Raw genomic sequence first — 20,035 nt, 5'->3', positions numbered from 1 at the left:
TCTCGGTGTCACTTGGCCAACTGCTCGTACAGTCCGGCCAGGTCGCCGGCGAGGCCCGCCTTGACGTGCCGGGTGATGTCGTCGGCGAGCACCTCGTACGCGCCCGTCTCGATCCCGTCGAGGGCGAGGGCGGCGACGTCACGGGGGCTGGACTTGGGTGCCTCGACGCCCGCCGCCAGGTCCGTGTCGACGTATGCGACGTGCAGTCCGGTGACGGAGATGCCGCGCGGCTGGAGCTCCAGGCGCAGGGAGTTGGACTGCGACCACAGGGCGGCCTTGGATGCGCTGTAGGAGCCGCCGAGGGCCAGCCAGGAGAGCACGGAGTGCACGTTGAGGATGTGACCGCCGCCGTTGGCCTCGATGATCGGCACGAAGGCTCGGGTGAGCAGCAGCGGGCCGTAGAAGTTGGTCTCGAACTCCTTGCGTACGTCGTCGACCGGGGAGTCGAGGAAGGAGGCGCCGACCGAGGCACCGGCGTTGTTGATCAGCACGGTGACATCCTGCGCCTGTGCGGCGGCCGCCGCCACAGAAGCCGGGTCGGTGACCTCCAGCGCCACCGGGACCGCGTCGGGGTGCGTCACGCTGCGCGGGTCGCGTGCCGTGGCGTAGACCTTGGCGGCTCCGCGCCCGTACAGCTCTTCCACCAGCGCCTTGCCGATGCCCCGGCTGCCACCGGTGACGAAGACGTTTGCGCCCTTCAATGCGGTCATGACTGCCTCCACAGGAATCACTTGGAAACCGATCGGTTTCCATCACAGTAAACCGGTCGGTTTCCAAGCGCAAGCTCATGGGAGGAAGCAGGTGTGCGGGGGAGGCTTCAGCGTGGCGTTCCGTATCCGTGGATCCCCGGGATGACGAGGGCTCCACCTGTCTGTCCGGCCTGGTCGATGTCGGCGTCGTTCAGGCTGAGTTGGAGCTTCAGGCCGAGTTTCCCGACAGTGTCGTAGAGCCACTCCGGAACGGTGTCAGGCGTCAGATGGAGGCGGAGGACGGGAGGCAGGGGAATCCCCTCGGCGCCGGAGAGGGTGCCCGTCAGGCTCTCGACGTACATGGTGATACGCCCGCCCTGCAGCGTGGACGTCGAGCCGGACCTTCCGTCGATGTGCTGGATCTGCGGGCCGACGGGTACGGCCATCTCCAGGTCGCGGATCCTGACACCCGCTGCGGAGAACCTGAGCACCCGCTTGGGTCCGGCGGCCGTGTCCACGGTCACCACGCCACCGAAGACGACATCGCGCAGTTCGAGGCGGCTCCCCTTCATGTTCCAGGACTCGGCGGCGAATCGGCCGGCGCTCTTGTCCTCGGGGGCCGCGAGATCGCTGATGTCGCAGGTGCGGTCGGTTTCGCGGGTTTCGCGGGGGGACTGCGTGGGTCGCGGTCGGGGTGCTGGGTCGGTGGTCCGTTGGCCGGGGGAGGGGGATGCGTGGGGAATGGCTGGTGGCGGGTCCGAGGGTTCCGTGGGTGTGGGCGTCGGAGCGGCCGAGGTCGGTGAGGGCGACGCTTCGGGCGCTGGACTCTGCTGCTCGGTGTCGGTGTCGCCGCCGAGGAGGGGGAAGAGGGGGTCGAGGAGTCCCCCGAGACCGGTGGGGGCGGAGGGCGGGCTCGGTGATGCGGTCGGAGGGGCCGGGGTGGGGCTCGTTTCCTCGTCGTCGACCGTGTGCTCCACCGAATCGACGGACGCGTCGCTCGTAGGCACACGGGGTGTACCGGGTGCACGGGGTGTACTGGGCGTGCTGGGAGCGGTGGAGGGACTCGGCGTCGCGGCAGAGGCCGGCGACGGGTCGTCGGAACGGGCGCAGTCGACCCCGTCGTCCGCCGCCTCCTCGGGGACGGACTGCGCCGTGGTGGCACTCGTGTCGACGGCCGGCGGGCGCTGACTTCCCAGGACGAGGGCGGTCGGCAGGGCGGTCAGTACGAGAGCCTTCCCGAGCGGCAGACGCAGGCGGGTCAGCGCGGACGTACGAGCAACGGCGTGGCGGCCTCTCGGAGGCCGGGCCGAACGGGGTTCGACGGGCTCGTCGCCGAGGTGGGGTGACGGGTCAGTCATTGCCCGGCTCTCCCTCCGGGCCGACGGCGTCGCCGGGTGCGTCCGCCTCCACCGGGCCCCACGCCAGCGCGAGGAGTCCACCCGTGGCCGCGAGCAGGGTGCCGGCGAAGAATCCGCCGAAGTTGGAGATGGGGAGCGACAGCACACCGAGGAAGACGGCGACGCATCCGGCGAAGAACCTGATGATCGGCTGGAACCAGAGGAGCCCGCCGAGGACGATCAGCGTCAGACCGATGATCAGCGAGCCCGCTCCCGCGGTGGTGGACATCGCCACGGACAGGGCGCCCAGGGAGACGTTGAAGTACGGGAAGTAGATGATCGGCGCGGCAGCGAGGAGCACCAGTACGCCCGCCCAGAAGGGGCGGGTGCGCCGCCAGGCCCGGAAAGCCTGGCGAGCGCTGGCGAAGCCGCTGTCACTGTGGGGGTGCGCGGATGCGCCGGCACTCGTCATGGGGAAGCTCCCGGATCGTGAACGGGTAAGGGGCAAAGGGAGCGAGGGTCAGAAACAGTCGTGGCGGCCGGCCGCGATGTTCATGTGCAGGCCCGACAGTTCGAACGTCCCGGCGGAGGTGGCCCAGACCCGCTGGTGGGCGTCGAGGATCTCGATCGAGTCCGCCTGCTGGGCGTAGTTGTCGGGATCGACGCGGTCCTTGGGGTTCACATGCCCCTTGGTGATGGAACCGGTGGCGACGCCGATGTCGACGTTGTTGAAGGTGCCCTTCTTGGCCTGGAGGTCCGTCATGTCGATGAACAGGTTCTTGGCCTTGACCGGCGTCCCCGAACCGCCGGCCTTGAGCGTCATCGTGTAGGTCCCGAGTACGGGAATGTCCACCGGCACGGACTGGCACATGTCGGTGATCTTCGCGTTGTCGAGAGCCGAGACGGAGACGGGTATGCGCTTTCCGTTCTTGGCGACGTCCACCGTGGCGTAGTTGGCGAATCCGGTGCCGCTCAGGGAGCCGGCCGAGACCTTGAAGTCGGAGCCGGAGATGCTGAACGAAGCGGCCAGCGCGCCCTGGGCCATGGAGACGGCGACGGCCGCCGTGGCGGCCACCGTCGGCACCGCACCGATGGCGAAACGCTTCCAGTGGGTCTTGCCGATTCGCTGGGACATACGTGGCCCTCCGTTGTCGAGACGTACGGGATAAGAGGCCCGGGTGCGCAAAGAGGGCACACCGGAAAGAGCTCGATAGTGCCACTATCGAGGGCCTGATAGTGGCACTATCGAGCTCGGTGGGCAACCCCCGGTAACGCGATACTGGAGGGACAGTTGAGCGTGAGGGAGCGCATGAGGATTTCAGAGCTCAGCCGGCGGTCCGGGGTGCCGATGGCGACCATCAAGTACTACCGACGGGAGGGGTTGCTCCCCGAGGGACGTGCGCTCAACCCGACCACGGTCGAGTACGACGAGGAGCACCTCCAGCGGCTCCGTCTGATCCGTTCCCTCATCCAGCTCGGAGGGCTGTCCGTCGCCCGCACCCGTGAGGTGCTCGAAGGCGTCGACCGTCCGCTGGACGCGTTCGAGACCCTGGGTGTGGTCCATCACGCCCTGCCCGTCCCCTCCGCCGAGACGGACGGGAGCGGTGGCGGGGGACCGGAGGGCGCCGCCGACGAGGAGGTGCCCGGCGGAGCCGCCGCGAGGGTCGAGGCGCTCATCGAGGACATGGGCTGGCAGATCTCCGACGGCTCACCGCACCGCCCGGCACTCGCCGAGAGCCTCGCGGCGCTGAGCCGCCTCGGTACCGACTACACGGCGGACGACCTCATCCCCTACGCACGGCTCGCCACCGCCACCGCGGATCTGGACTTCGCGCAGTTCGACGGGATCGAGGACCGCATCGCCCTCGCCGAGCGGGCGGTGGTCCTCACCGTGCTGTTCGAGCCGGTCGTGAGGCTTCTGCGACGCCTGGCCCAGGAGGACGCGAACCATCGTCGGCATGGTCGCCGGGCTTGCGGGCGGGGGGAGCGGTCGGGGGAGTGAGCGAGCCCCCGGCGGGGCGCCGGTTGCGGGGCTTGTGGCCCCGTGTCTCCTGAGCGGCGGCGCGCCGAGGTGGCGGGGGTGCCGAGGTGGCGGGTGGTCCGCGGCTTGGGTCGGCGACTTGGGGCGGCGAGTCGGGCCTGTGGTTCGGGCCTCTGGTTCGGGCCTGTGACTCGGGTCGGCAGCTCAAGCCCGGGCCCCCAACTCGGGCTTGCATGTGGAAACCGATCGGTTTACGGTGTTGAAACTGATCGGTTTCTCGCCGTGCAGGCGGGCGAGTCTCCGGACCCGAGTCTTAGGAGCACGGATGACTGCCGCGCGCGACGCCGAGGGGCCACCGTCGAGTCCCCGGCTTCCGGCGAAGCTGGCCGCCCACCCGTCGGTTCAGGCCGTACTCGCCCGGCGCGGAGCCGATGACGCTCCACGGCCACCGGCGGTAATCGACGCGGCCTGGCTGCGCGAGCTGTGTCTGGCGGCCGGTGCGGACGACGCGGCCGCGGTGAGTCTGGACCACCCCGACCTGGCCGGCGAGCGCCAGTACGCGCAGTCGGCGCTGCCCGGCACCCGCACCCTGATCGCGATGGCGGTCCGGATGAACCGCGACAACTGCCGTTCCCCGGCCCGCAGCGTGGCCAACCAGGAGTTCCATCAGACCGACGAACAGGCCAACCACGCCGCCCGCACCGTCACCCGGGCGCTCCAGGACGCCGGTTACCGCGCGCTCAATCCGTCGGTCGGCTTCCCCCAGGAGATGGACCGCTTCCCCAGCGAGCGGATCTGGGTGGTGGCGCACAAGACGGTCGCGGTGGCCGCCGGGCTCGGCGTGATGGGCCTGCACCGCAACGTCATCCACCCGAAGTTCGGCAGTTTCATCCTGCTGGTCACCGTGCTGGTGGACGCGGAGGTGAGCGAGTACGGGCAGGCGCTGGACTACAACCCCTGTATCGACTGCAAGTTGTGCGTCGCCGCCTGCCCGGTCGGAGCCATCGGCAAGGACGGCGACTTCGACGGTCTGGCCTGCACCACCCACAACTACCGCGAGTTCATGAGCGGGTTCACCGACTGGGCGCAGACCGTGGCCGACAGCGAGGACGCCGCCGACTACCGCTCCCGGGTCACCGACTCCGAGAGCGCCTCCATGTGGCAGAGCCTGAGCTCACCCCCGGGCTACAAGTCCGGCTACTGCGTTGCCGTCTGCCCCGCCGGCGAGGACGTCCTGGGCCCCTACCTGGACGACCGCAAGTCGTTCATGGACACGGTGCTGCGACCGCTCCAGGACAAGAAGGAGACCCTGTACGTCCTGCCGGGCTCGCACGCACAGGAGTACGCCCGGCGCCGCTTCCCCCACAAACCCGTCAAGGAAGTCACCGGAGGCTGGCAGCCCCCGGCGAAACGCTCCACATCCACCGATCGAGAGAAACACGCCTCATGAGCGGCATCCACCCCTTCCGCGTCCTGCGCGCCAAACCTCTGTGGATCGCCAACGGCGTCATCACAGGCGTACTCGCGCTGCTGTTCACCGTGTTCTACGTCGGCGCCAACATCGATCCGGTCGATCACATGACCAAGCTGCCCGTCGGCCTGGTCAACGCGGACAAGGGCGCCACCGTCGGCGGCCAGCAGGTCAACCAGGGGGCGCGGATCACCGAGTCGATCACGAAGTCGACCGCGAGCGGGGACAAGATCGACTGGAAGCTGATGGACGAGAAGGAGATGAAGGAGGAACTCGGCAAGGGCAAGCTGTTCGGCGCCCTCGTGATCCCCGCCGACTTCACCTCCTCGACCGTCGCGCTGACCGGCCCCACGGCCACCGGGGCCCCGGCCCGTCCGACGCTGACGGTGCTCACCAACCAGTCCGCCGGCAGCGTGGGTTCAAGCCTGGCCCGGACGGCGACGACGCAGGCGGCCGCGAACGCCTCGCTCCAGGTGGGCAAGGAACTGACCGCCCGGATCGGAACCGCGCAGGAGAAACTGCCCGCCGCGGCACGCGTCCTGCTCGCCGACCCGGCCGCCGTCACCGTCGAGGACGGCCATCCCCTCGACTCGCACAGCGGCCTGGGCCTCACGGCGTTCTACTACGCCCTCACCCTCGTGGTCGTCGGCATGCTCTCCGCCAACGTCATCAACGGCCAGGTCGACCACGCCCTCGGCTACACCCACAACGACATGGGCCCACTGCGCCTGCACCGCCCCCTGATCCGGGCGACCCGGGTGCAGACGCTCGCCATCAGCAGCACCCTCATGGCCGGCCTGTCCCTGCTGATGGGCACCCTGGTCATGGCGGGCGCGGTCGGCCTCATGGGCATGGACGCCGCCCATCTGCCGCTGCTGTGGCTGTACTCGGTGTGCGCCATCGCGGTCGCCGGCATCGGAGCCCTCAGCCTCCTGGTGGTCTTCGGCACGCCCGGCATGCTGGTGGTCACACTGGTCTTCATCGGGATGGCGGTGCCGACGTCCGGGGCCACCACCCCCATCGAGGCGCTGCCCGGCTTCTATCGCTTCCTCGCGGAGTTCGAGCCGCTGCGGCAGATCACCGGTGGCATCCGCTCGATCCTCTACTACGACGCCCAGGGCGACGCGGGTCTGACCCGGGGCTGGGTCATGATGGCGGCCGGCCTCGTGGCCGCGGCACTGTTCGGCTTCGGCGTACTGGGGTGGTACGACCGCAAGGGGCTGCACCGTATCCCGGTGGAGACGGCGCCCGAGAAGACGGCAGCCCCGGCATAGCGGAGGACGTCCTCCATCACCCAGGGCGGGGCCATTGCTCGGAGTGGCCCCGGTGTGTGTCGCCCTGCCGGGGACGACAGGCGCGCACACCATCAGGGCTCGGCGACGGCCTTTCCCCCGGGCCGTCGCCGAGCCATCTCACGGACGCCACCATGGAAACCGATCGGTTTTCTTTTGTCTCTCCCTGGGTTAACCTCGCGGTATGACCACCGAAGTGAAACAAAGCCCCAGGGAGCGGCTGCTGGAAGCGGCGGCCACACTCACCTACCGCGACGGCGTCTGCATCGGCGTCGAGGCGCTCTGCAAGGCGGCGGGGGTGTCGAAGCGCTCCATGTACCAGCTGTTCGAGAGCAAGGACGCGCTGCTCGCGGCGAGCCTCGAGCGGCGCACGTCCGTGTACGTGGCGGCGCTGCTGCCCGCGGCGGACGACAACCGCTCGCCCCGGCAGCGGATCCTCCACGTCTTCGAGCAGGTCGAAGCGCAGGCGGCCGGGCCTGAGTTCCACGGCTGCCCCTTCCTGGCCGCGCAGATCGAGCTCAAGGACCAGAGTCACCCCGCGAGCCAGGTCGCCCGCGCGGTCAAGGAGAACCTGACCGGCTTCTTCCGCGCCGAGGCCGAACGGGGCGGGGCGAGCGATCCCTCCCTGCTGGCCCGGCAGCTCAGCCTGGTCTTCGACGGCGGCAGCGCCCGTGCGGGTATCGGAGCGGACAAGCTGACGGATCTCATCGCGCCCACGGTGACCACCCTGCTCGACGCGGCGGGCGTGCGCTGACGCATCACCCCTCCCGAACGCCGCCCCGCCGCCCGGCCTCCTGGGCAACCCCCATGGCGGCAAGCGTGTTGCCGAGCATGCCGCAGGCGAAGAAGTCTGCGGTACGGCCGGCATCGGCACCCAGCGACAGGTGCACGGTCTCCCAGATCCCCATCCAGCCGGCCCGGACGACCTCGCCGATCAGGCCGTCGCCCCGCGCCTCGGCGGCCGCCACGGTGACGTAGCCCTGCAACTGCATCAGGAGCGTTTCGGGGCGCGTCGAGATGAGCCGGGTGTACGCGTCCGTCATCGCCTGAAGGGCCCCCTCGCCGCTTTCCGCCCCGTCGACGGCCTCCTCGAACGCCAGCCGGGTGTCTTCCGCGCTCCGCGCCAGGGCGGCGACGAAGATCGCCTGCTTGTCCGGGAAGAGCCGGAAGAGATACGGCTGGGTGACGCCGACCCGCCTGGCGATCGCCGCGGTGGTGGTGCCGTCGTAACCGGTGATCGCGAACTCGGCGATCGCCGCACGGATGACGCTCTCGCGCCTCTCCTGCGTGCTGACCCTGTCCATGTCGCCCTGCTTCCTGTCTGAACTCGGCTCCGCTCGGCTCGGCTTGCGCGTGGAAACCGATCGGTTTACAGTGACGGAAACCGATCGGTTTTTCAAGGAGCGCGGGAGTCATGATGACGACAGGTCGGCCGGTGGCACTTGTGACGGGTGCGTCATCCGGCATCGGGAAGGAAACCGCGCTCGCGCTGGTGGCGGCGGGTTTCGAAGTGGTCGGCACGAGCCGGGACACCTCACGCGTCACCCCGCTCGACGGCGTGACGTTCGTGGACCTCGACGTGGCCGATGACGCCTCGGTCGCCGCGGCGGTCCAGGAGGTGAGCGAGCGGTTCGGGCGGATCGACGTCCTGGTCAACAACGCCGGCGTCGGCTCCCTGGGCGCCGCGGAGGAGACCTCCCTCGAGCAGGCCCGGGCCGTCTTCGACACCAACGTCTTCGGGGTCATGCGCATGGTGAACGAAGTCCTGCCGCACATGCGCGCCCAGCGACGCGGGCGCATCATCAACATCTCGTCCGTGCTCGGGTTCATGCCCCAGCCGTACATGGCCGCCTACGCTGCCTCCAAGCATGCGATCGAGGGCTACACCGAGTCCCTGGACCACGAGGTCCGTGACCATGGCGTCCGGGCGCTCATCGTCCAACCCGCCTACACCAGGACCGGGTTCGAGGCCAACAGCGCGAAGCCCGACACCCCCCTGCACGCGTACGCGAAGCAGCGGCAGACCGTCGACCGTGTGATGGCGCAGGCGGTCAGGGACGGCGACGCGCCCGCCGTCGTCGCCCAGGCGATCGTCGCGGCGGCCACCGACACGAAGCCGAAGCCGCGCTACACCGCCGGGCCCCTGGCCGGACGCGCACGCGTACTGCGCCGCCTCGCTCCCGCCGGGGTCTTCGACAAGCAGATCCGCAAGATGAACCAGCTCGCCGGCTGACGCCCAGGCGCTGCCTGGCTCTCCGATCAGCCTCCCCCACCACAACCAGACAGAGGACACCTTGATGACAGAGCGCACTCCCATCCTGATCACCGGTGCCGCCGGCGAGATCGGTGGTGTGAGCCGGACGTTGGTCGACATGCTGCTCGAACAAGGGCACCCCGTGCGCGCGTTCGTACGACAGGACGACGAACGCGCCCAGTCGCTCCGCCAGGCCGGCGCCGAGGTCTTCGTCGGTGACCTGCTCACCATCGCCGACGTGACCGCCGCGCTGAAGGGCGTCCGGCGCATCTACTTCAGCATGGGCCTGTCGCCGTACTACACCGACGCCGTCAGCCTGATGGCCGCGGCGGCGCGGGCCCAGGGCGACATCGAGGTGTTCGTCAACATCTCGGAGTACGAGCAGTCGTTCATGACCTTCGACGACATGACCGCGCCGGAGGACGAGCGGCGCGAGCGGCTCGGCGGAATCGTCACCGACTGGTCGCCGCAGCAGCGGGCCCACTGGGTCGCCGAGCAGGTGCTGGAGTGGTCCGGCGTCCCGACCGTCAACATCCGGGCGGCCTTCTTCGTCGAGAACCCCATCATGACCTGGCTGGCCCTCGGCTCACTGGCCGACGGTGAGCTGCGCCTGCCCTTCGGTGACCACCGCTTCGCACCCATCGCCGGTTACGACGTCGCTGAGGTGATCGCGAAGATCCTGGCCGACCCGGCACCGCACCTCTCGAAGTCCTACGCGCTCACCGGCCCGGAGATGAAGGACGGGCACGGGTTCGCGCAGGACTTCGCGGCCGTGCTGGGAAGCCCGGTCACGTATGTTCCCGAAGACATCGAGACCTGGAACGAGACCTACGTGGACACCCACATGTCCGCGTACCCGCACATCGCGGAGCACCTGAAGACCCTGAACCGGATCATCGGCCGCGGAGGATACGGCGGCCTCACCGACGAGTTGGAGACGCTGCTCGGACGCCCGGCGAAGACCGTCCGCTGGGCACTGGAGAACCACCCGCGCCTCCAGAAACTGGCCGCTTCCTGAGTCGCTGATCCAGGTTGCCTGGAGCGCAACCATGCCTCCAGGCAACCGACTTCGAGCTAAGCCCTCTTGGTGCCGCTCTGCTCTCTGACACCGTCGAACATGGAGGTGAGAGCGGGACTCTCGGCGAGGCTGCCCAGCAGGGCGTGCAGCGACTGCTGTTCCGTGGCGCCCAGGTCGGCGAGGATGTCGCCGTCGAGACCGCCGAGTGTGCGGTTGAGGTCGGCCAGAACCTTGCGCCCGTCGTCGGTGATGTCGACGGCGTACCGACGTCGGTCCTGCGGATCGCGGGTCCGCTCGGCGTACCCGGCCCGCTCCAGGTCGTCGAGGCTCGTCACCATCGTCGCCGGGTCGATGCGCAGGAACGAGCCGAGCGCCAGCTGCGGCATGGCCCCGTTGTCGGCCAAGGCCTGCAGGACGCTGTAGTGGCGCACGCGCAGACCGGTACCGCTGATGCCGTCCTCGGCGATCCTGAACGCCACCTGCCCGAGCTTGACCAGCAGGCAGATGGTGTGTTCGGCCACTGTCCCCGGTACCAGCGGAGCCTCGGACATCGTTCATCCCGCCTATGGTTGGCCCTACGTATCGTCCGGGCCATCGTACGAGAGTGCGGGGCCGTCAGCCGACGATGGTCCGGCCGAAGATCTGCCGGGCGATGACCCACTTCTGGATCTCGTTGGTCCCCTCGTATATCTCGCCGATCTTGCTGTCCCGGTAGATCGCCTCGACGGGGCCGGGGCTGCCGTCGGCGCCCAGTTCGCGTGCGAAGCCGAGGCCTCCGAAGGCCTGGACGGCGTCGCGCGCCATGTCCACCGACAGCTTGGTGGCGTAGTACTTCGCCATCGCGGCCTCGGGCTCCGGGGACGGGTTGCCGGCGTCCAGGCGCAGGGCGGCCTTGGTGACGAGGGTGCGGGCGTTGTCGATCTCGGTGGCCCGCTCGGCGAGCAGGAACTGCCAGTGCTGGTTGGCGGCGACCGGCCTGCCGAAGGCGTGTCGTGTCGACAGGTGGGCCACGGTGTGGTCGAAGGCGGCCTGTGCCATGCCGACCCCGGCGGCCGCGATGCCGATCCGGCCGTAGGTCAGCGTGGACAGCGCGTGGCGCAGTCCGTGTCCCTCGGTGCCGCCGAGGAGGTCGTCGTCGGAGAGGTGTACGTCCGTGAAATGGATGTCCGCCGTGAGCTGGCCGCGGTTGCCCATCTTGCGGTCGGCGAGGCCGACTTGGACGCCCGGAAGTGCCGTGTCGACGATGAACATGCTCAGCCGCTCGCCGGTGCGGGCGAGCACCACCACGAACCCGGCCACGGGGGAGTTGGAGATCCACCGCTTGTGGCCGTTCAGCACCCAGCCGGTCTCGGTGCGTACGGCCTCGGTCCGAACGGCCTGCGGAGACAGGTCGCTGGAGGCGTCCGGCTCGGTGGTGGCGAACGCGCCGACCACCGAGCCCTCCGCGACCTTGCGCAGCCATCGTTGCTGCTGCTCCTCGGTGCCCTGCCGCAGGGCGTTGCCCGCCAGGATGCAGTGCACGTCGAAGACGGCCGCGACGCTGCTGGAGCAGTAGGCGAGTTCCTCGATCGCCGCGGCGGTGGCCGTCGCCGGGTGGGTCAGACCGTCACCGCCGACCTCGGCGGGGAAGGGGATCCGGAGGACCCCGGCCGATGCGAGCGCGTCGAACACCTTCCGGGGGAAGCCGTCCGTGCGTTCGTCGCCGTTCGCGATCGCGGCGGCGTGCGGGGCCACTTCCTGCTCGGCGATCCGGCGCACGGCGGCGCGTACGGACTGGGTCTCTTCGGGGGCGAGGAGCTCGTGGTAGAGGCGGTCGCTCTGGCGTACGGGAGTGGAAGTCATACGTGGACGATATCATTCGTACCGCATATGATTAGTTCCTCAATCGATTTTGGAGGTTCGACCATGACGCGAACGCTGGCCGGCAAGACCGTCCTGATGTCGGGAGGCAGCCGAGGCATCGGCCTCGCCATCGCCCTGCGCGCGGCCCGGGACGGGGCGAACGTGGTGATGCTCGCCAAGACCGCCGTACCGCACCCGAAGCTCGAAGGCACGGTCCACACCGCGGTCGACGAGGTCGAGCGCGCCGGGGGCAAGGGGCTGGCCGTCGTCGGTGACGTCCGCAACGAGGACGACGTGCGCACCGCCGTCAACGCCGCGGTCAGTGCCTTCGGTGGAGTCGACATCGTGGTGAACAACGCGAGCGCGATCGACCTGTCGTCGTCGGAGCAGCTGGAGATGAAGCGGTACGACCTGATGCAGGACATCAACACGCGGGGCACATTCCTGCTGAGCAAGTCCGCGATCCCGCATCTGCGAGCGGCGGACAACCCGCACATCCTCACCCTCTCGCCGCCGTTGAACCTCGCGCCGCACTGGGTGGGCAGGCATCTCGGCTACACGCTGTCGAAGTACGGGATGAGTCTGTGCACCATCGGGCTCGCCGAGGAACTCGCCGCCGACGGCATCGCCGCCAACTCGCTGTGGCCGCGGACCCTGATCGACACCGCCGCCGTGCGCAACGTGGTCGGCGGCGCCGGACAGGCCCGCAGCCCGCAGATCATGGCCGACGCCGCCTACGCCGTCCTCACGCGTGACGCGCGCAAGTGCACCGGCAACCTGTTCGTCGACGACGAGGTCCTGCTCGACGAAGGCGTCACGGACCTGTCCGTCTACAGTCCTGTCGGCTTCGAGGGGGATCTCGCGCTCGACATATTCGTCGACCCGGCCTGACGCCGCCGCGCTCGGTTCACTCGGCGGGCTTCAGGCGAAAGGCGGGGCCGGGGATGCTCTCGATGTCCTCCGGCTGTACGGCGTGGCCCCGGTCGCAGCGGATCTGGGCGTCGACGTGTGCGCCGCAGCCGCGGTGCCGGGACAGCATGGCCGGGCCCTCCGGGTCGGCGCGGTAGCGGTCGCCCCACTGCAGGAGTCCCATCACGGCCGGGACGAGATCCATGCCCTTGGGGGTGATCACGTACTTCGGCCGGCTCCGCGAGCCCGGCTCCTTGTAGGTCTCGGTGGCCAGGATCCCTTCCTCCACGAGCATCTTGAGCCGCGCCGCGAGAAGGTTGCGAGGGCAGCCGAGGACGCGTTCGAACTCGCTGAAGCGGGACGATCCGTACCAGACCTCGCGCAGGATCAGGATCGTCCACTTCTCGCCCACGATCTCAAGGGTCCGGGCGATCGAGCAGTTCGACGTGTCCCGGTCGAGGCGGGGGTCCCTGCCGGTGTCCTGCAGGGCTTCGGTCGTTGCATCCATAGGGGTGATTCTAACCTCTTCTGAGTTTACTTTCACGTACTCAGCGAGTAGCGTCATGATCGGCACGACGTGGAAAGGCGGCCGACATGAAGGCATTCGTCGTCGAGAAGTACGGCAAGGACGGCGCCCGCGCCGCAGACGTACCCGAGCCCCTTGTCGGAGACCGCGACGTCCTGGTCAGAGTGAGCGCCGCCGGCATCAACCCGCTGGACAAGATGGTCCGCGACGGCGAGTTCAAGCAGCTCCTGAAGTACAGGCGCCCGTTCGTGCTCGGCCACGACGTGGCCGGTGTCGTGACGCGGGTCGGTTCCGCCGTACACGGTCTAGAGGTCGGCGACCAGGTCTACGCCCGGCCGCGCGACCTGCGGATCGGAGGCTTCGCGGAGTTCATCGCGATCGACGTGGACGATGTCGCGCCCAAACCCGCCTCACTCACCCTCCAAGAGGCGGCCGCGGTGCCGCTGGTGGCCCTGGCCGCCTGGCAGATCCTCGTCGAGCGCGCGCAGGTGAAGCCGGGCCAGAAGGTGCTCGTCCACGCCGGTGCCGGGGGCCTCGGGTCGACGGTCATCCAGCTCGCCAAGCACCTCGGAGCCACGGTGGCGACGACCGCGAACGCCAGGAGCGAGGAGTTGGTCAGGAGCCTCGGCGCCGACGTCGTGGTCGACTACACCAAGGAAGACTTCTCGCAGGTGCTCTCGGACTACGACCTGGTGCTGGACTCCGTCGGCGGGGTGAACCTCGAGAAGTCGCTGACCGTGCTGAAGCCCGGCGGCCTCGCCGTCAGCGTCGTCGGCCCGCCCGACGCCACTTTCGCCAAGCAGCTCGGTGCCCCCGCCGTCATGGGCCTGGTCATGAGCGTCCTCAGCCGCAAGATCCGCAAGCGGGCCAAGGCGCTCGGCGTGCGCTACGAGTTCTTCTTCATGGCGGCCGACGGCTCCAGCTGCGCAAACTCGGCGCCCTCTACGACAGCGGGAAGCTCCGCCCGGTCGTCGACAGCACCTTCCCCTTCGACCAGACGCTCGAGGCGATGGCGTACGTCGAGCAGGGCCGCGCCAAGGCCGGCAAGGTCGTGGTCTCGATGGTGCCCGACAGCGAGTGAACCGTGCGGGCCGACCGCGGTGCGCCAGGCGGCCGGCCACTGCTGATCGTCAAACGAAGGCCGGCGGGGGCTGGTAGCCCTCGAGTTCCCGGCCCAGGAGCTCGGCGAACCTGATCGTGGTGAGGTCACCGCCGCTCGGCCCCATCGCCTGAAGCCCGACGGGCAGACCGTCCCGGCCCCTTCGGACGGGGATGGTCGTCGCCGGAGAGCCGGCCACGTTGGCGATGGCGCTCCACTTGACCTGGTCCCAGTAGGACCGCGATCGGCCGTCCACCTGGATCCGGCGGCCGAACCTGTCGATCGGCTTGTCGTGATGAGGTGGCGCCGTGGTCGGAGTCACGGGCATGAGCAGCACGTCGAACTCCCGGAAGAACTCGGCCCACCGGTGCCGGAGTTCATGGCGTGCGACGTCCGCCTGCAGCCAGCTGTAGTGGGACTGGAAGGTTCCTCTCACCGCGTCCAGCGCTTCTCCGCGAGGATGCTGGACCAGACGCGCGAGGATCGCGGCGGTGGCGGTCGGTGTCAGTCCGGACCGGTCGTAGGTGAAGGCGCCGAAGAGCAGGCGCTGGAACATGTCATGACTGGTCGTCATGTCGACGGGCAGGCTGATGGGCTGCACTTCGACCGTCGTACCCGCCGCTTTGAGGACACTCAGGGCGTCGTCCACCGCGGTGACGACATCGTGGTCGACCGGGCATGACGGGTCCTCGGTCCACACCGCCACCCGGAAGGCGCCGAGTTCGTTCGCTCGGGGTGGTGCGAGGGTGTAGCTGAAGCCGCCGTCGCGCTCTGGCGGTCCTACCGTCGCGTGGAGAATCGGGACCAGGTCGCGCGCGTCGCGCACCTGGGCGCCGGCGCAGGCCAGGTCGATCTCCGCCCACCGGCCGATGCCTGGTCCGCCCGGTACGTGTCCGATCAGGGGGATGGACCGCCAGGTCGCCTTGTGGCCGTAGAGGCCGTTGAAGTGCGCCGGAATCCGGGTGGACCCGCCGATCTCCGAGCCGAAGTCGAAAGCCGTGAGGCCGGCGGCTGTCGCCACTGCGCCACCGCCTGCGGAACCTCCGGACGTGCGGGCGGTGTTCCAGGGGTTCAGGGTCGGTCCGAACACGGGGTTGTCCGCTTGGACGTCCTGGTTTCCCGCGGGCAGATTGGTCTTGCCGATGATCACAGCGCCCGCGGCCCGCAACCGTCGTACCGCCTCGGCGTCCTGCTCGGGTACGTAGTCCTTGAGGTGGGTCCGACCGCAGACGGTGCGCAGCCCGGCGGTCTCGTAGCTGTCCTTCAGCGTGATCGGGAGGCCGTGGAGCGGGCCGAGTTCCGCCCCGGCCTCGCGCTTCGCGTCGGCTGCCCTCGCGTCGAGCCGTGCCCGCTCGACGTCGAGGGTGACGATCGCGTTCAGCGTTCCGTTGTGCGTGCCGATGCGGTGCAGATAGGTCTCGAGCAGTTCCTCACTCGAAATCTGCCCCGAGGCCAGCGCATTCAGTTGGTCCGTGGCGGGCTGGAAGGGGAGATCACGCACGGAGAGCCTCGTTTCTGTCTGAGCGTGGATGAGTAACTCAGGCGGCGCCGATCAGTGGCGAGTTCATCCGGCCCGCTGCCCTGTCAGGATTTCGAGTTGCACATGCCGGAAATCGACTTGGGGCTCTCGCGGTGAAGTGACGCTGCCCAGCCAACCCAGGGCGAACGCCGCAGGAACGGAAATCAGACCCGGGGTCTGGAACGGATACCAGTTGAAACTCGCTTGCGGCCATAGCGCGAACGCGGTTCCCGAGACGATGGGCGAGAAGACCGTGAGGACGGTGCAGAGCAGCAGTCCGCCATGAACGGACCACAGCAGTCCTCGACGGTTGAAGCGGCTCCAGAAGAAGGAGTAGATCAACGCGGGGAAGACGCACGTAGCCGCGACACTGATCGAGAAGGCGACCAGGAATTCAGTCGGATACCGGTGGATGGCCGCGGCCAGAGACAGGCCCACCGCGCACACGCTGACGGCGGCCACGCGCAGCGCCCGCACCTCTCCGGCTTCCGTGCGACGGCGCTTGCCACGCGCGAACACATCATGGGTGAGAGCGACGGCGGCGGCGAAGGTCACGCTGGTCACGGTCGTGAGGACAGTGAGGAACACGACGCAGGCCAGGACGGTGATGAGCGCGATGCGTCCCGTCGAACCGTCCTGGAGCACCTCCGAGGCCAGCTGGATCGGCGACGACTGCCCAGTGCCGTCGACCGCGCCGATACCGGACGCGCCCACCACGGCTGCCGATGCGAAGCCGGTGGTGATCAGCAGGAGAATGAACGCGCCTACCAGTCCCGTGGCGATGCTCATGGATCGCCGTGCCGAACGGCCGGATCGGGACGCGCTGATCCGGAGGATCTGGTGAGGCATCACGGCCGTGCCGAGGATGAAGACCATGTGATTGCCGAAGGTGTTGAGTGAGCCGAAACTCGCCGTGTAGGGCCAGAACCCCGGCTTCAGATATTCGTCCGGCGCCATGCTTTTGTCCGCGGCCGCCGAGAGCAGAGATCCAGGGTCCCAGTCGAATTTCCCGACGGCCAGCAAGGTGAGCACGGCAAGGGCCGCGAGGGTCAACGGCACCTTGGCGACGTGCATGAAACTGTTGCCTCTCAGCCCCGCTACGGCGGCGAAGCAGGCGACGAGGCAGCCCATCAGGATCGTGCACACCACCTGTGCTCCGTCGGTCGTCATGCCGATCAGGAGGGCCGTACTGCTGCCGGCGACCCGCAGTTGGATCACGATGAGGGGGATCGTGATGGCCAGCGTCACCGCGGTCGCCGCGATGCGGGGCCCCGGTCCCGACGCCCGCAGTGCGAAGAGGTCGCCGAGGGTGTAGCGACCGCTGGTACGTATCTTCTGTGCGAGGAGCAGCAGTACGCCGAGCATGATCAGGCCGTCGAGGGCGTACGTGAACCCGTCGTAGCCGAACAGGGCGACACCGCCGGAGACCGTCAACAGGGTGACCACCGAGATCTGTTCGCCGGCCATCGCGAACCCGTTGATGACGGGGGAGAGGGACCGGTTGGCGACGTAGAGCCTCTCCGGATTCTCCTCCTCGGCTGTGGCGAGGGTGAAGAGCCACAGCAGTGCCACCCCGATGAAGATGAGAAAGGCGATGATCACGGGGCGTCTCGCGTCCGAACCGATGGGGTCGAGTACGCCCGAGCTCAGGAAGTCCATGGTCACCGCGTCACATCCGCGGTCAGGGTCTGTTCGAGGCGATCGGCCGACCGGGTACTCCGCATCTCGTACAGCCAGGCAGTGGCGACGAACAGGGCACACTGCAGCACGCCCCAGACCAGGCCCAGGGTGAGCTTGCCGTACACCTCCACCGCCGGGACGTCGGTGAAGCAGGACAGCGTGATGCCGACGGCGAAGGGAATCCCGTTCACGACAAGGAAGTTGCGCTGCGCACGATGCGCGGTCTCGCGGAGTCTGTTCAGGGGATCCGCGGGGACGTACGACTGCATGGAACCTTCAGACATTGAGGGTGGGCCACGGAACGGCGGTGGTGAGCAGGGGCCAACGGGGTCTGGGGCCCAGAAGAAGGACGGCGGGCAGCACATGAGGCTGCTCGCATCTGTTGGCACTCGGTGCACAGGGTGCTGTGTCGGAGGCGTGGCGGATCAACGCGGACGAAGAGGGCCGCCCGGAGTTCGGTGGTTGCGCTGTTGCACCACCGGAGACCAGGCGGCCGTCAGTGGACGGTCAAGGGGTCAGACTTCGCGTCGGAGCACAGGGCGGAGGGCCTCGATGACGCTCGCGTCGTCCACGGTGGAGGGGACGGGTTCGTCGTGGCCGTCGGCGATGCCGCGCATCGTCTTGCGCAGGATCTTTCCCGATCGGGTCTTGGGCAGGGCGGCAACGACCGTGACGCTCTTGAGTGAGGCGACGGCGCCGATGCGGTCGCGTACGAGTTGGACGAGTTCGGCCTCGACCTCGGCCGCGTCGCGGCTGCTGCCGGCCTTGAGGACGACGAAACCGCGCGGCACTTGTCCCTTCAGCGAGTCGGCGACGCCGATGACGGCGCATTCCGCGACATCGGGGTGAGCTGCGAGGGCTTCCTCCATGCTGCCGGTGGACAGCCGGTGCCCGGCGACGTTGATGACGTCGTCGGTGCGGCCCATGACGAAGACGTAGCCGTCGGCGTCGATGTGTCCGCTGTCGCCGGTGAGGTAGTAGCCGTCGAAGGCGGAGAGGTAGGAGGAGATGTAGCGGTCGTCGTCGTTCCAGAGGGTGGGGAGCGCGCCCGGTGGCAGGGGCAGCTTCACGACGATCGCGCCGTCGACGCCGGCGGGCACCGGATCGCCTGACGCGTCGAGGACGCGCACGTCCCAGCCCGGCAGCGCGCGGGTCGGGGAACCGGGTTTCACGGGTGCGGCCTCGATGCCCACCGGGTTGGCGACGATGGGCCAGCCGGTCTCGGTCTGCCACCAGTGGTCGATCACCGGGATGTCCAGAAGGGCCCTTGCCCAGTGATACGTCTCGGGGTCGAGGCGCTCACCCGCGAGGAAGAGGTGACGCAGACCGGTGAGGTCGTGGTCCGCGGTGAGCGCGCCCTTCGGGTCCTCCTTGCGGATGGCCCGGAAAGCGGTGGGGGCGGTGAACATCGTCTTGACGCCGTACTCGGCGACGACGCGCCAGAACTGGCCCGCGTCCGGGGTGCCGACCGGCTTGCCTTCGTACAGGACGGTGGTGGCACCGGCCAGCAGCGGTCCGTAGACGATGTACGAGTGGCCGACGACCCAGCCGACGTCCGAGCCGGTGAACATCGTCTCGCCGGGCCCCACGTCGTACACGGCACCCATCGACCAGTGCAGGGCCACCGCGTAGCCACCGCTGTCACGGACAACCCCCTTCGGTTTCCCGGTCGTTCCGGACGTGTAGAGGATGTACAGCGGGGCGTTCGCGGCAACCGGGACGCAGTCGGCCGGTGGGGCCGCGGCGACCAGGTCGGCCCAGTCGAGGTCGTCGGCCCCCAACTCGGCCCGCTCCTGCGGACGTTGCAGGATCACGCTCTTCTGCGGCTTGTGGGCCGCGAGTTCGATGGCCCGGTCGAGCAGCGGCTTGTACGCGATGACTCGCTTGCCCTCGATGCCGCAGGAGGCGGAGACGATCACCTTGGGGGCGGCGTCGTCGATGCGGACCGCGAGTTCGTGCGGGGCGAACCCGCCGAAGACGACCGAGTGCACGGCGCCGATCCGCGCACACGCCAGCATCGCGATGGCGGCCTCGGGGACCATGGGCATGTAGATCACCACCCGGTCGCCCTGTTCCACGCCGAGTTGCGCCAGCCCTCCGGCGAACGCCGCCACCTCGTCCCTCAGTCGGGCGTAGGTGTAGGTGCGCCGGGTGTCGGTCACGGGTGAGTCGTAGACGAGCGCGAGCTGGTCGCCGCGGCCCGCTTCGACGTGCCGGTCGAGCGCGTTGAAGCAGACGTTCAGCCGTCCGTCGGGAAACCAGCGGTAGAAAGGTGCGCCGGAGGCGTCCAGGGCGCGTCGCGGAGCGACATCCCAGTCGATGCCCTCCGCCGCCGTCAGCCAGAAGCTCTCCGGGTCTTCGGTGCTGGCGCGGAAGACGTCCTCGTACTTTCCCATTGCGCACTCCTTTGTGGCATCC

At 68.9% G+C, this 20,035-nt stretch carries 19 protein-coding genes and 1 pseudogene; 8 read left to right on the top strand and 12 right to left on the bottom strand.

Annotated elements, in window-relative coordinates; translation table 11 throughout:
- Nucleotides 1–8: 8 nt before the first annotated feature.
- The 4 genes from ABKA17_RS38185 to ABKA17_RS38170 form a co-directional block, all read right to left on the bottom strand.
- Nucleotides 9–710, bottom strand: coding sequence for an SDR family oxidoreductase (locus ABKA17_RS38185; protein ID WP_353696970.1), 702 nt, complete (start codon nucleotides 708–710; stop codon nucleotides 9–11).
- A 107-nt stretch (nucleotides 711–817) separates the two neighbouring features.
- Nucleotides 818–2,047, bottom strand: a complete 1,230-nt coding sequence (locus ABKA17_RS38180; RefSeq protein WP_353696969.1) for a hypothetical protein — start codon at nucleotides 2,045–2,047, stop codon at nucleotides 818–820.
- Entirely contained in the window at nucleotides 2,040–2,498 is a 459-nt protein-coding gene (locus tag ABKA17_RS38175; protein WP_353696968.1) for a DUF6114 domain-containing protein, read from the bottom strand. Before ABKA17_RS38175 ends, ABKA17_RS38180 begins: the two co-directional genes overlap by 8 nt.
- A 48-nt stretch (nucleotides 2,499–2,546) precedes the next feature.
- The gene (locus ABKA17_RS38170; RefSeq protein WP_353696967.1) at nucleotides 2,547–3,161 is read right to left on the bottom strand and encodes a DUF6230 family protein; all 615 of its coding nucleotides are present in this window, start codon (nucleotides 3,159–3,161) and stop codon (nucleotides 2,547–2,549) included.
- Nucleotides 3,162–3,335: 174 nt separating this feature from the next.
- Here ABKA17_RS38170 and ABKA17_RS38165 point away from each other — a divergent pair, with 174 nt between their 5' ends.
- From ABKA17_RS38165 to ABKA17_RS38150, 4 genes are all read left to right on the top strand, one after another.
- A complete protein-coding gene (locus ABKA17_RS38165) occupies nucleotides 3,336–4,028 on the top strand; it encodes a MerR family transcriptional regulator (RefSeq protein WP_353696966.1) in 693 nt (230 codons plus the stop codon).
- 304 nt (nucleotides 4,029–4,332) lie between these two features.
- On the top strand, nucleotides 4,333–5,457 hold the full coding sequence (locus ABKA17_RS38160) for a 4Fe-4S binding protein (RefSeq protein WP_353696965.1): 1,125 nt from the start codon (nucleotides 4,333–4,335) through the stop codon (nucleotides 5,455–5,457).
- Nucleotides 5,454–6,752, top strand: coding sequence for an SNG1 family protein (locus ABKA17_RS38155; protein ID WP_353696964.1), 1,299 nt, complete (start codon nucleotides 5,454–5,456; stop codon nucleotides 6,750–6,752). The genes ABKA17_RS38160 and ABKA17_RS38155 overlap by 4 nt, the downstream gene beginning before the upstream one ends.
- 202 nt (nucleotides 6,753–6,954) lie before the next feature.
- The gene (locus ABKA17_RS38150) at nucleotides 6,955–7,524 is read left to right on the top strand and encodes a TetR/AcrR family transcriptional regulator (RefSeq protein WP_353696963.1); all 570 of its coding nucleotides are present in this window, start codon (nucleotides 6,955–6,957) and stop codon (nucleotides 7,522–7,524) included.
- Between the two features lie 4 nt (nucleotides 7,525–7,528).
- Here ABKA17_RS38150 and ABKA17_RS38145 read toward each other — a convergent pair whose 3' ends face one another.
- Nucleotides 7,529–8,074 (bottom strand): TetR/AcrR family transcriptional regulator, encoded by a 546-nt coding sequence (locus ABKA17_RS38145; RefSeq protein WP_353696962.1) that lies wholly within the window; start codon nucleotides 8,072–8,074, stop codon nucleotides 7,529–7,531.
- Nucleotides 8,075–8,187: 113 nt separating this feature from the next.
- Between ABKA17_RS38145 and ABKA17_RS38140 the strand changes: the two genes are divergently transcribed.
- On the top strand, nucleotides 8,188–9,003 hold the full coding sequence (locus tag ABKA17_RS38140; RefSeq protein WP_353697214.1) for an oxidoreductase: 816 nt from the start codon (nucleotides 8,188–8,190) through the stop codon (nucleotides 9,001–9,003).
- A gap of 64 nt (nucleotides 9,004–9,067) precedes the next feature.
- Nucleotides 9,068–10,042, top strand: a complete 975-nt coding sequence (locus ABKA17_RS38135) for an NmrA family NAD(P)-binding protein (RefSeq protein ID WP_353696961.1) — start codon at nucleotides 9,068–9,070, stop codon at nucleotides 10,040–10,042.
- Between the two features lie 56 nt (nucleotides 10,043–10,098).
- Here the strand turns inward: ABKA17_RS38135 and ABKA17_RS38130 are convergent, their stop codons facing one another.
- Together ABKA17_RS38130 and ABKA17_RS38125 are read right to left on the bottom strand one after the other, a co-directional pair.
- Nucleotides 10,099–10,593, bottom strand: coding sequence for a MarR family winged helix-turn-helix transcriptional regulator (locus ABKA17_RS38130; RefSeq protein WP_353696960.1), 495 nt, complete (start codon nucleotides 10,591–10,593; stop codon nucleotides 10,099–10,101).
- Nucleotides 10,594–10,657: 64 nt separating this feature from the next.
- Complete coding sequence (locus ABKA17_RS38125; RefSeq protein WP_353696959.1) at nucleotides 10,658–11,884, bottom strand: acyl-CoA dehydrogenase family protein; 1,227 nt, start codon at nucleotides 11,882–11,884, stop codon at nucleotides 10,658–10,660.
- Nucleotides 11,885–11,947: 63 nt separating this feature from the next.
- Here ABKA17_RS38125 and ABKA17_RS38120 point away from each other — a divergent pair, with 63 nt between their 5' ends.
- A complete protein-coding gene (locus ABKA17_RS38120) occupies nucleotides 11,948–12,775 on the top strand; it encodes an SDR family oxidoreductase (RefSeq protein WP_353696958.1) in 828 nt (275 codons plus the stop codon).
- Between the two features lie 16 nt (nucleotides 12,776–12,791).
- On the opposite strand, the gene ABKA17_RS38115 is transcribed toward ABKA17_RS38120, so the two are convergent.
- Entirely contained in the window at nucleotides 12,792–13,301 is a 510-nt protein-coding gene (locus ABKA17_RS38115) for a winged helix-turn-helix transcriptional regulator (RefSeq protein ID WP_353696957.1), read from the bottom strand.
- 86 nt (nucleotides 13,302–13,387) lie between these two features.
- Here ABKA17_RS38115 and ABKA17_RS38110 point away from each other — a divergent pair.
- A pseudogene (locus tag ABKA17_RS38110) lies at nucleotides 13,388–14,400 on the top strand (NADP-dependent oxidoreductase).
- A gap of 49 nt (nucleotides 14,401–14,449) precedes the next feature.
- Here ABKA17_RS38110 and ABKA17_RS38105 read toward each other — a convergent pair.
- From ABKA17_RS38105 to ABKA17_RS38090, 4 genes are all read right to left on the bottom strand, one after another.
- Nucleotides 14,450–15,919 (bottom strand): amidase, encoded by a 1,470-nt coding sequence (locus ABKA17_RS38105; protein ID WP_353696956.1) that lies wholly within the window; start codon nucleotides 15,917–15,919, stop codon nucleotides 14,450–14,452.
- A gap of 63 nt (nucleotides 15,920–15,982) precedes the next feature.
- Nucleotides 15,983–17,596: a sodium:solute symporter family transporter gene (locus ABKA17_RS38100; protein ID WP_353697213.1), complete on the bottom strand. Its 1,614-nt coding sequence runs from the start codon at nucleotides 17,594–17,596 to the stop codon at nucleotides 15,983–15,985.
- A gap of 2 nt (nucleotides 17,597–17,598) precedes the next feature.
- Nucleotides 17,599–17,808 carry a DUF485 domain-containing protein gene (locus ABKA17_RS38095; protein ID WP_353696955.1) on the bottom strand — a complete coding sequence of 70 codons (210 nt, stop codon included), beginning with the start codon at nucleotides 17,806–17,808 and terminating at the stop codon, nucleotides 17,599–17,601.
- Nucleotides 17,809–18,132: 324 nt separating this feature from the next.
- On the bottom strand, nucleotides 18,133–20,013 hold the full coding sequence (locus tag ABKA17_RS38090) for a propionyl-CoA synthetase (protein ID WP_353696954.1): 1,881 nt from the start codon (nucleotides 20,011–20,013) through the stop codon (nucleotides 18,133–18,135).
- Between the last annotated feature and the right edge of the window lie 22 nt (nucleotides 20,014–20,035).

Origin of the sequence: Streptomyces sp. RG80, from assembly GCF_040446465.1 — a bacterium.
In the GTDB taxonomy this organism is placed as follows: domain Bacteria; phylum Actinomycetota; class Actinomycetes; order Streptomycetales; family Streptomycetaceae; genus Streptomyces.
The sequence above is the reverse complement of the archived record's forward strand: the minus strand, read 5'-3'. Positions and strand labels throughout refer to the sequence as shown.

What these genes read in the sequence shown, in the direction of transcription:
- ABKA17_RS38185 (WP_353696970.1), bottom strand. Translation starts at nt 710, where the DNA reads ATGACCGCATTGAAGGGCGCAAACGTCTTCGTCACCGGTGGCAGCCGG.
- ABKA17_RS38180 (WP_353696969.1), bottom strand. Translation starts at nt 2,047, where the DNA reads ATGACTGACCCGTCACCCCACCTCGGCGACGAGCCCGTCGAACCCCGT.
- ABKA17_RS38175 (WP_353696968.1), bottom strand. Translation starts at nt 2,498, where the DNA reads ATGACGAGTGCCGGCGCATCCGCGCACCCCCACAGTGACAGCGGCTTC.
- ABKA17_RS38170 (WP_353696967.1), bottom strand. Translation starts at nt 3,161, where the DNA reads ATGTCCCAGCGAATCGGCAAGACCCACTGGAAGCGTTTCGCCATCGGT.
- ABKA17_RS38165 (WP_353696966.1), top strand. Translation starts at nt 3,336, where the DNA reads ATGAGGATTTCAGAGCTCAGCCGGCGGTCCGGGGTGCCGATGGCGACC.
- ABKA17_RS38160 (WP_353696965.1), top strand. Translation starts at nt 4,333, where the DNA reads ATGACTGCCGCGCGCGACGCCGAGGGGCCACCGTCGAGTCCCCGGCTT.
- ABKA17_RS38155 (WP_353696964.1), top strand. Translation starts at nt 5,454, where the DNA reads ATGAGCGGCATCCACCCCTTCCGCGTCCTGCGCGCCAAACCTCTGTGG.
- ABKA17_RS38150 (WP_353696963.1), top strand. Translation starts at nt 6,955, where the DNA reads ATGACCACCGAAGTGAAACAAAGCCCCAGGGAGCGGCTGCTGGAAGCG.
- ABKA17_RS38145 (WP_353696962.1), bottom strand. Translation starts at nt 8,074, where the DNA reads ATGGACAGGGTCAGCACGCAGGAGAGGCGCGAGAGCGTCATCCGTGCG.
- ABKA17_RS38140 (WP_353697214.1), top strand. Translation starts at nt 8,188, where the DNA reads ATGACGACAGGTCGGCCGGTGGCACTTGTGACGGGTGCGTCATCCGGC.
- ABKA17_RS38135 (WP_353696961.1), top strand. Translation starts at nt 9,068, where the DNA reads ATGACAGAGCGCACTCCCATCCTGATCACCGGTGCCGCCGGCGAGATC.
- ABKA17_RS38130 (WP_353696960.1), bottom strand. Translation starts at nt 10,593, where the DNA reads ATGTCCGAGGCTCCGCTGGTACCGGGGACAGTGGCCGAACACACCATC.
- ABKA17_RS38125 (WP_353696959.1), bottom strand. Translation starts at nt 11,884, where the DNA reads ATGACTTCCACTCCCGTACGCCAGAGCGACCGCCTCTACCACGAGCTC.
- ABKA17_RS38120 (WP_353696958.1), top strand. Translation starts at nt 11,948, where the DNA reads ATGACGCGAACGCTGGCCGGCAAGACCGTCCTGATGTCGGGAGGCAGC.
- ABKA17_RS38115 (WP_353696957.1), bottom strand. Translation starts at nt 13,301, where the DNA reads ATGGATGCAACGACCGAAGCCCTGCAGGACACCGGCAGGGACCCCCGC.
- ABKA17_RS38100 (WP_353697213.1), bottom strand. Translation starts at nt 17,596, where the DNA reads ATGGACTTCCTGAGCTCGGGCGTACTCGACCCCATCGGTTCGGACGCG.
- ABKA17_RS38090 (WP_353696954.1), bottom strand. Translation starts at nt 20,013, where the DNA reads ATGGGAAAGTACGAGGACGTCTTCCGCGCCAGCACCGAAGACCCGGAG.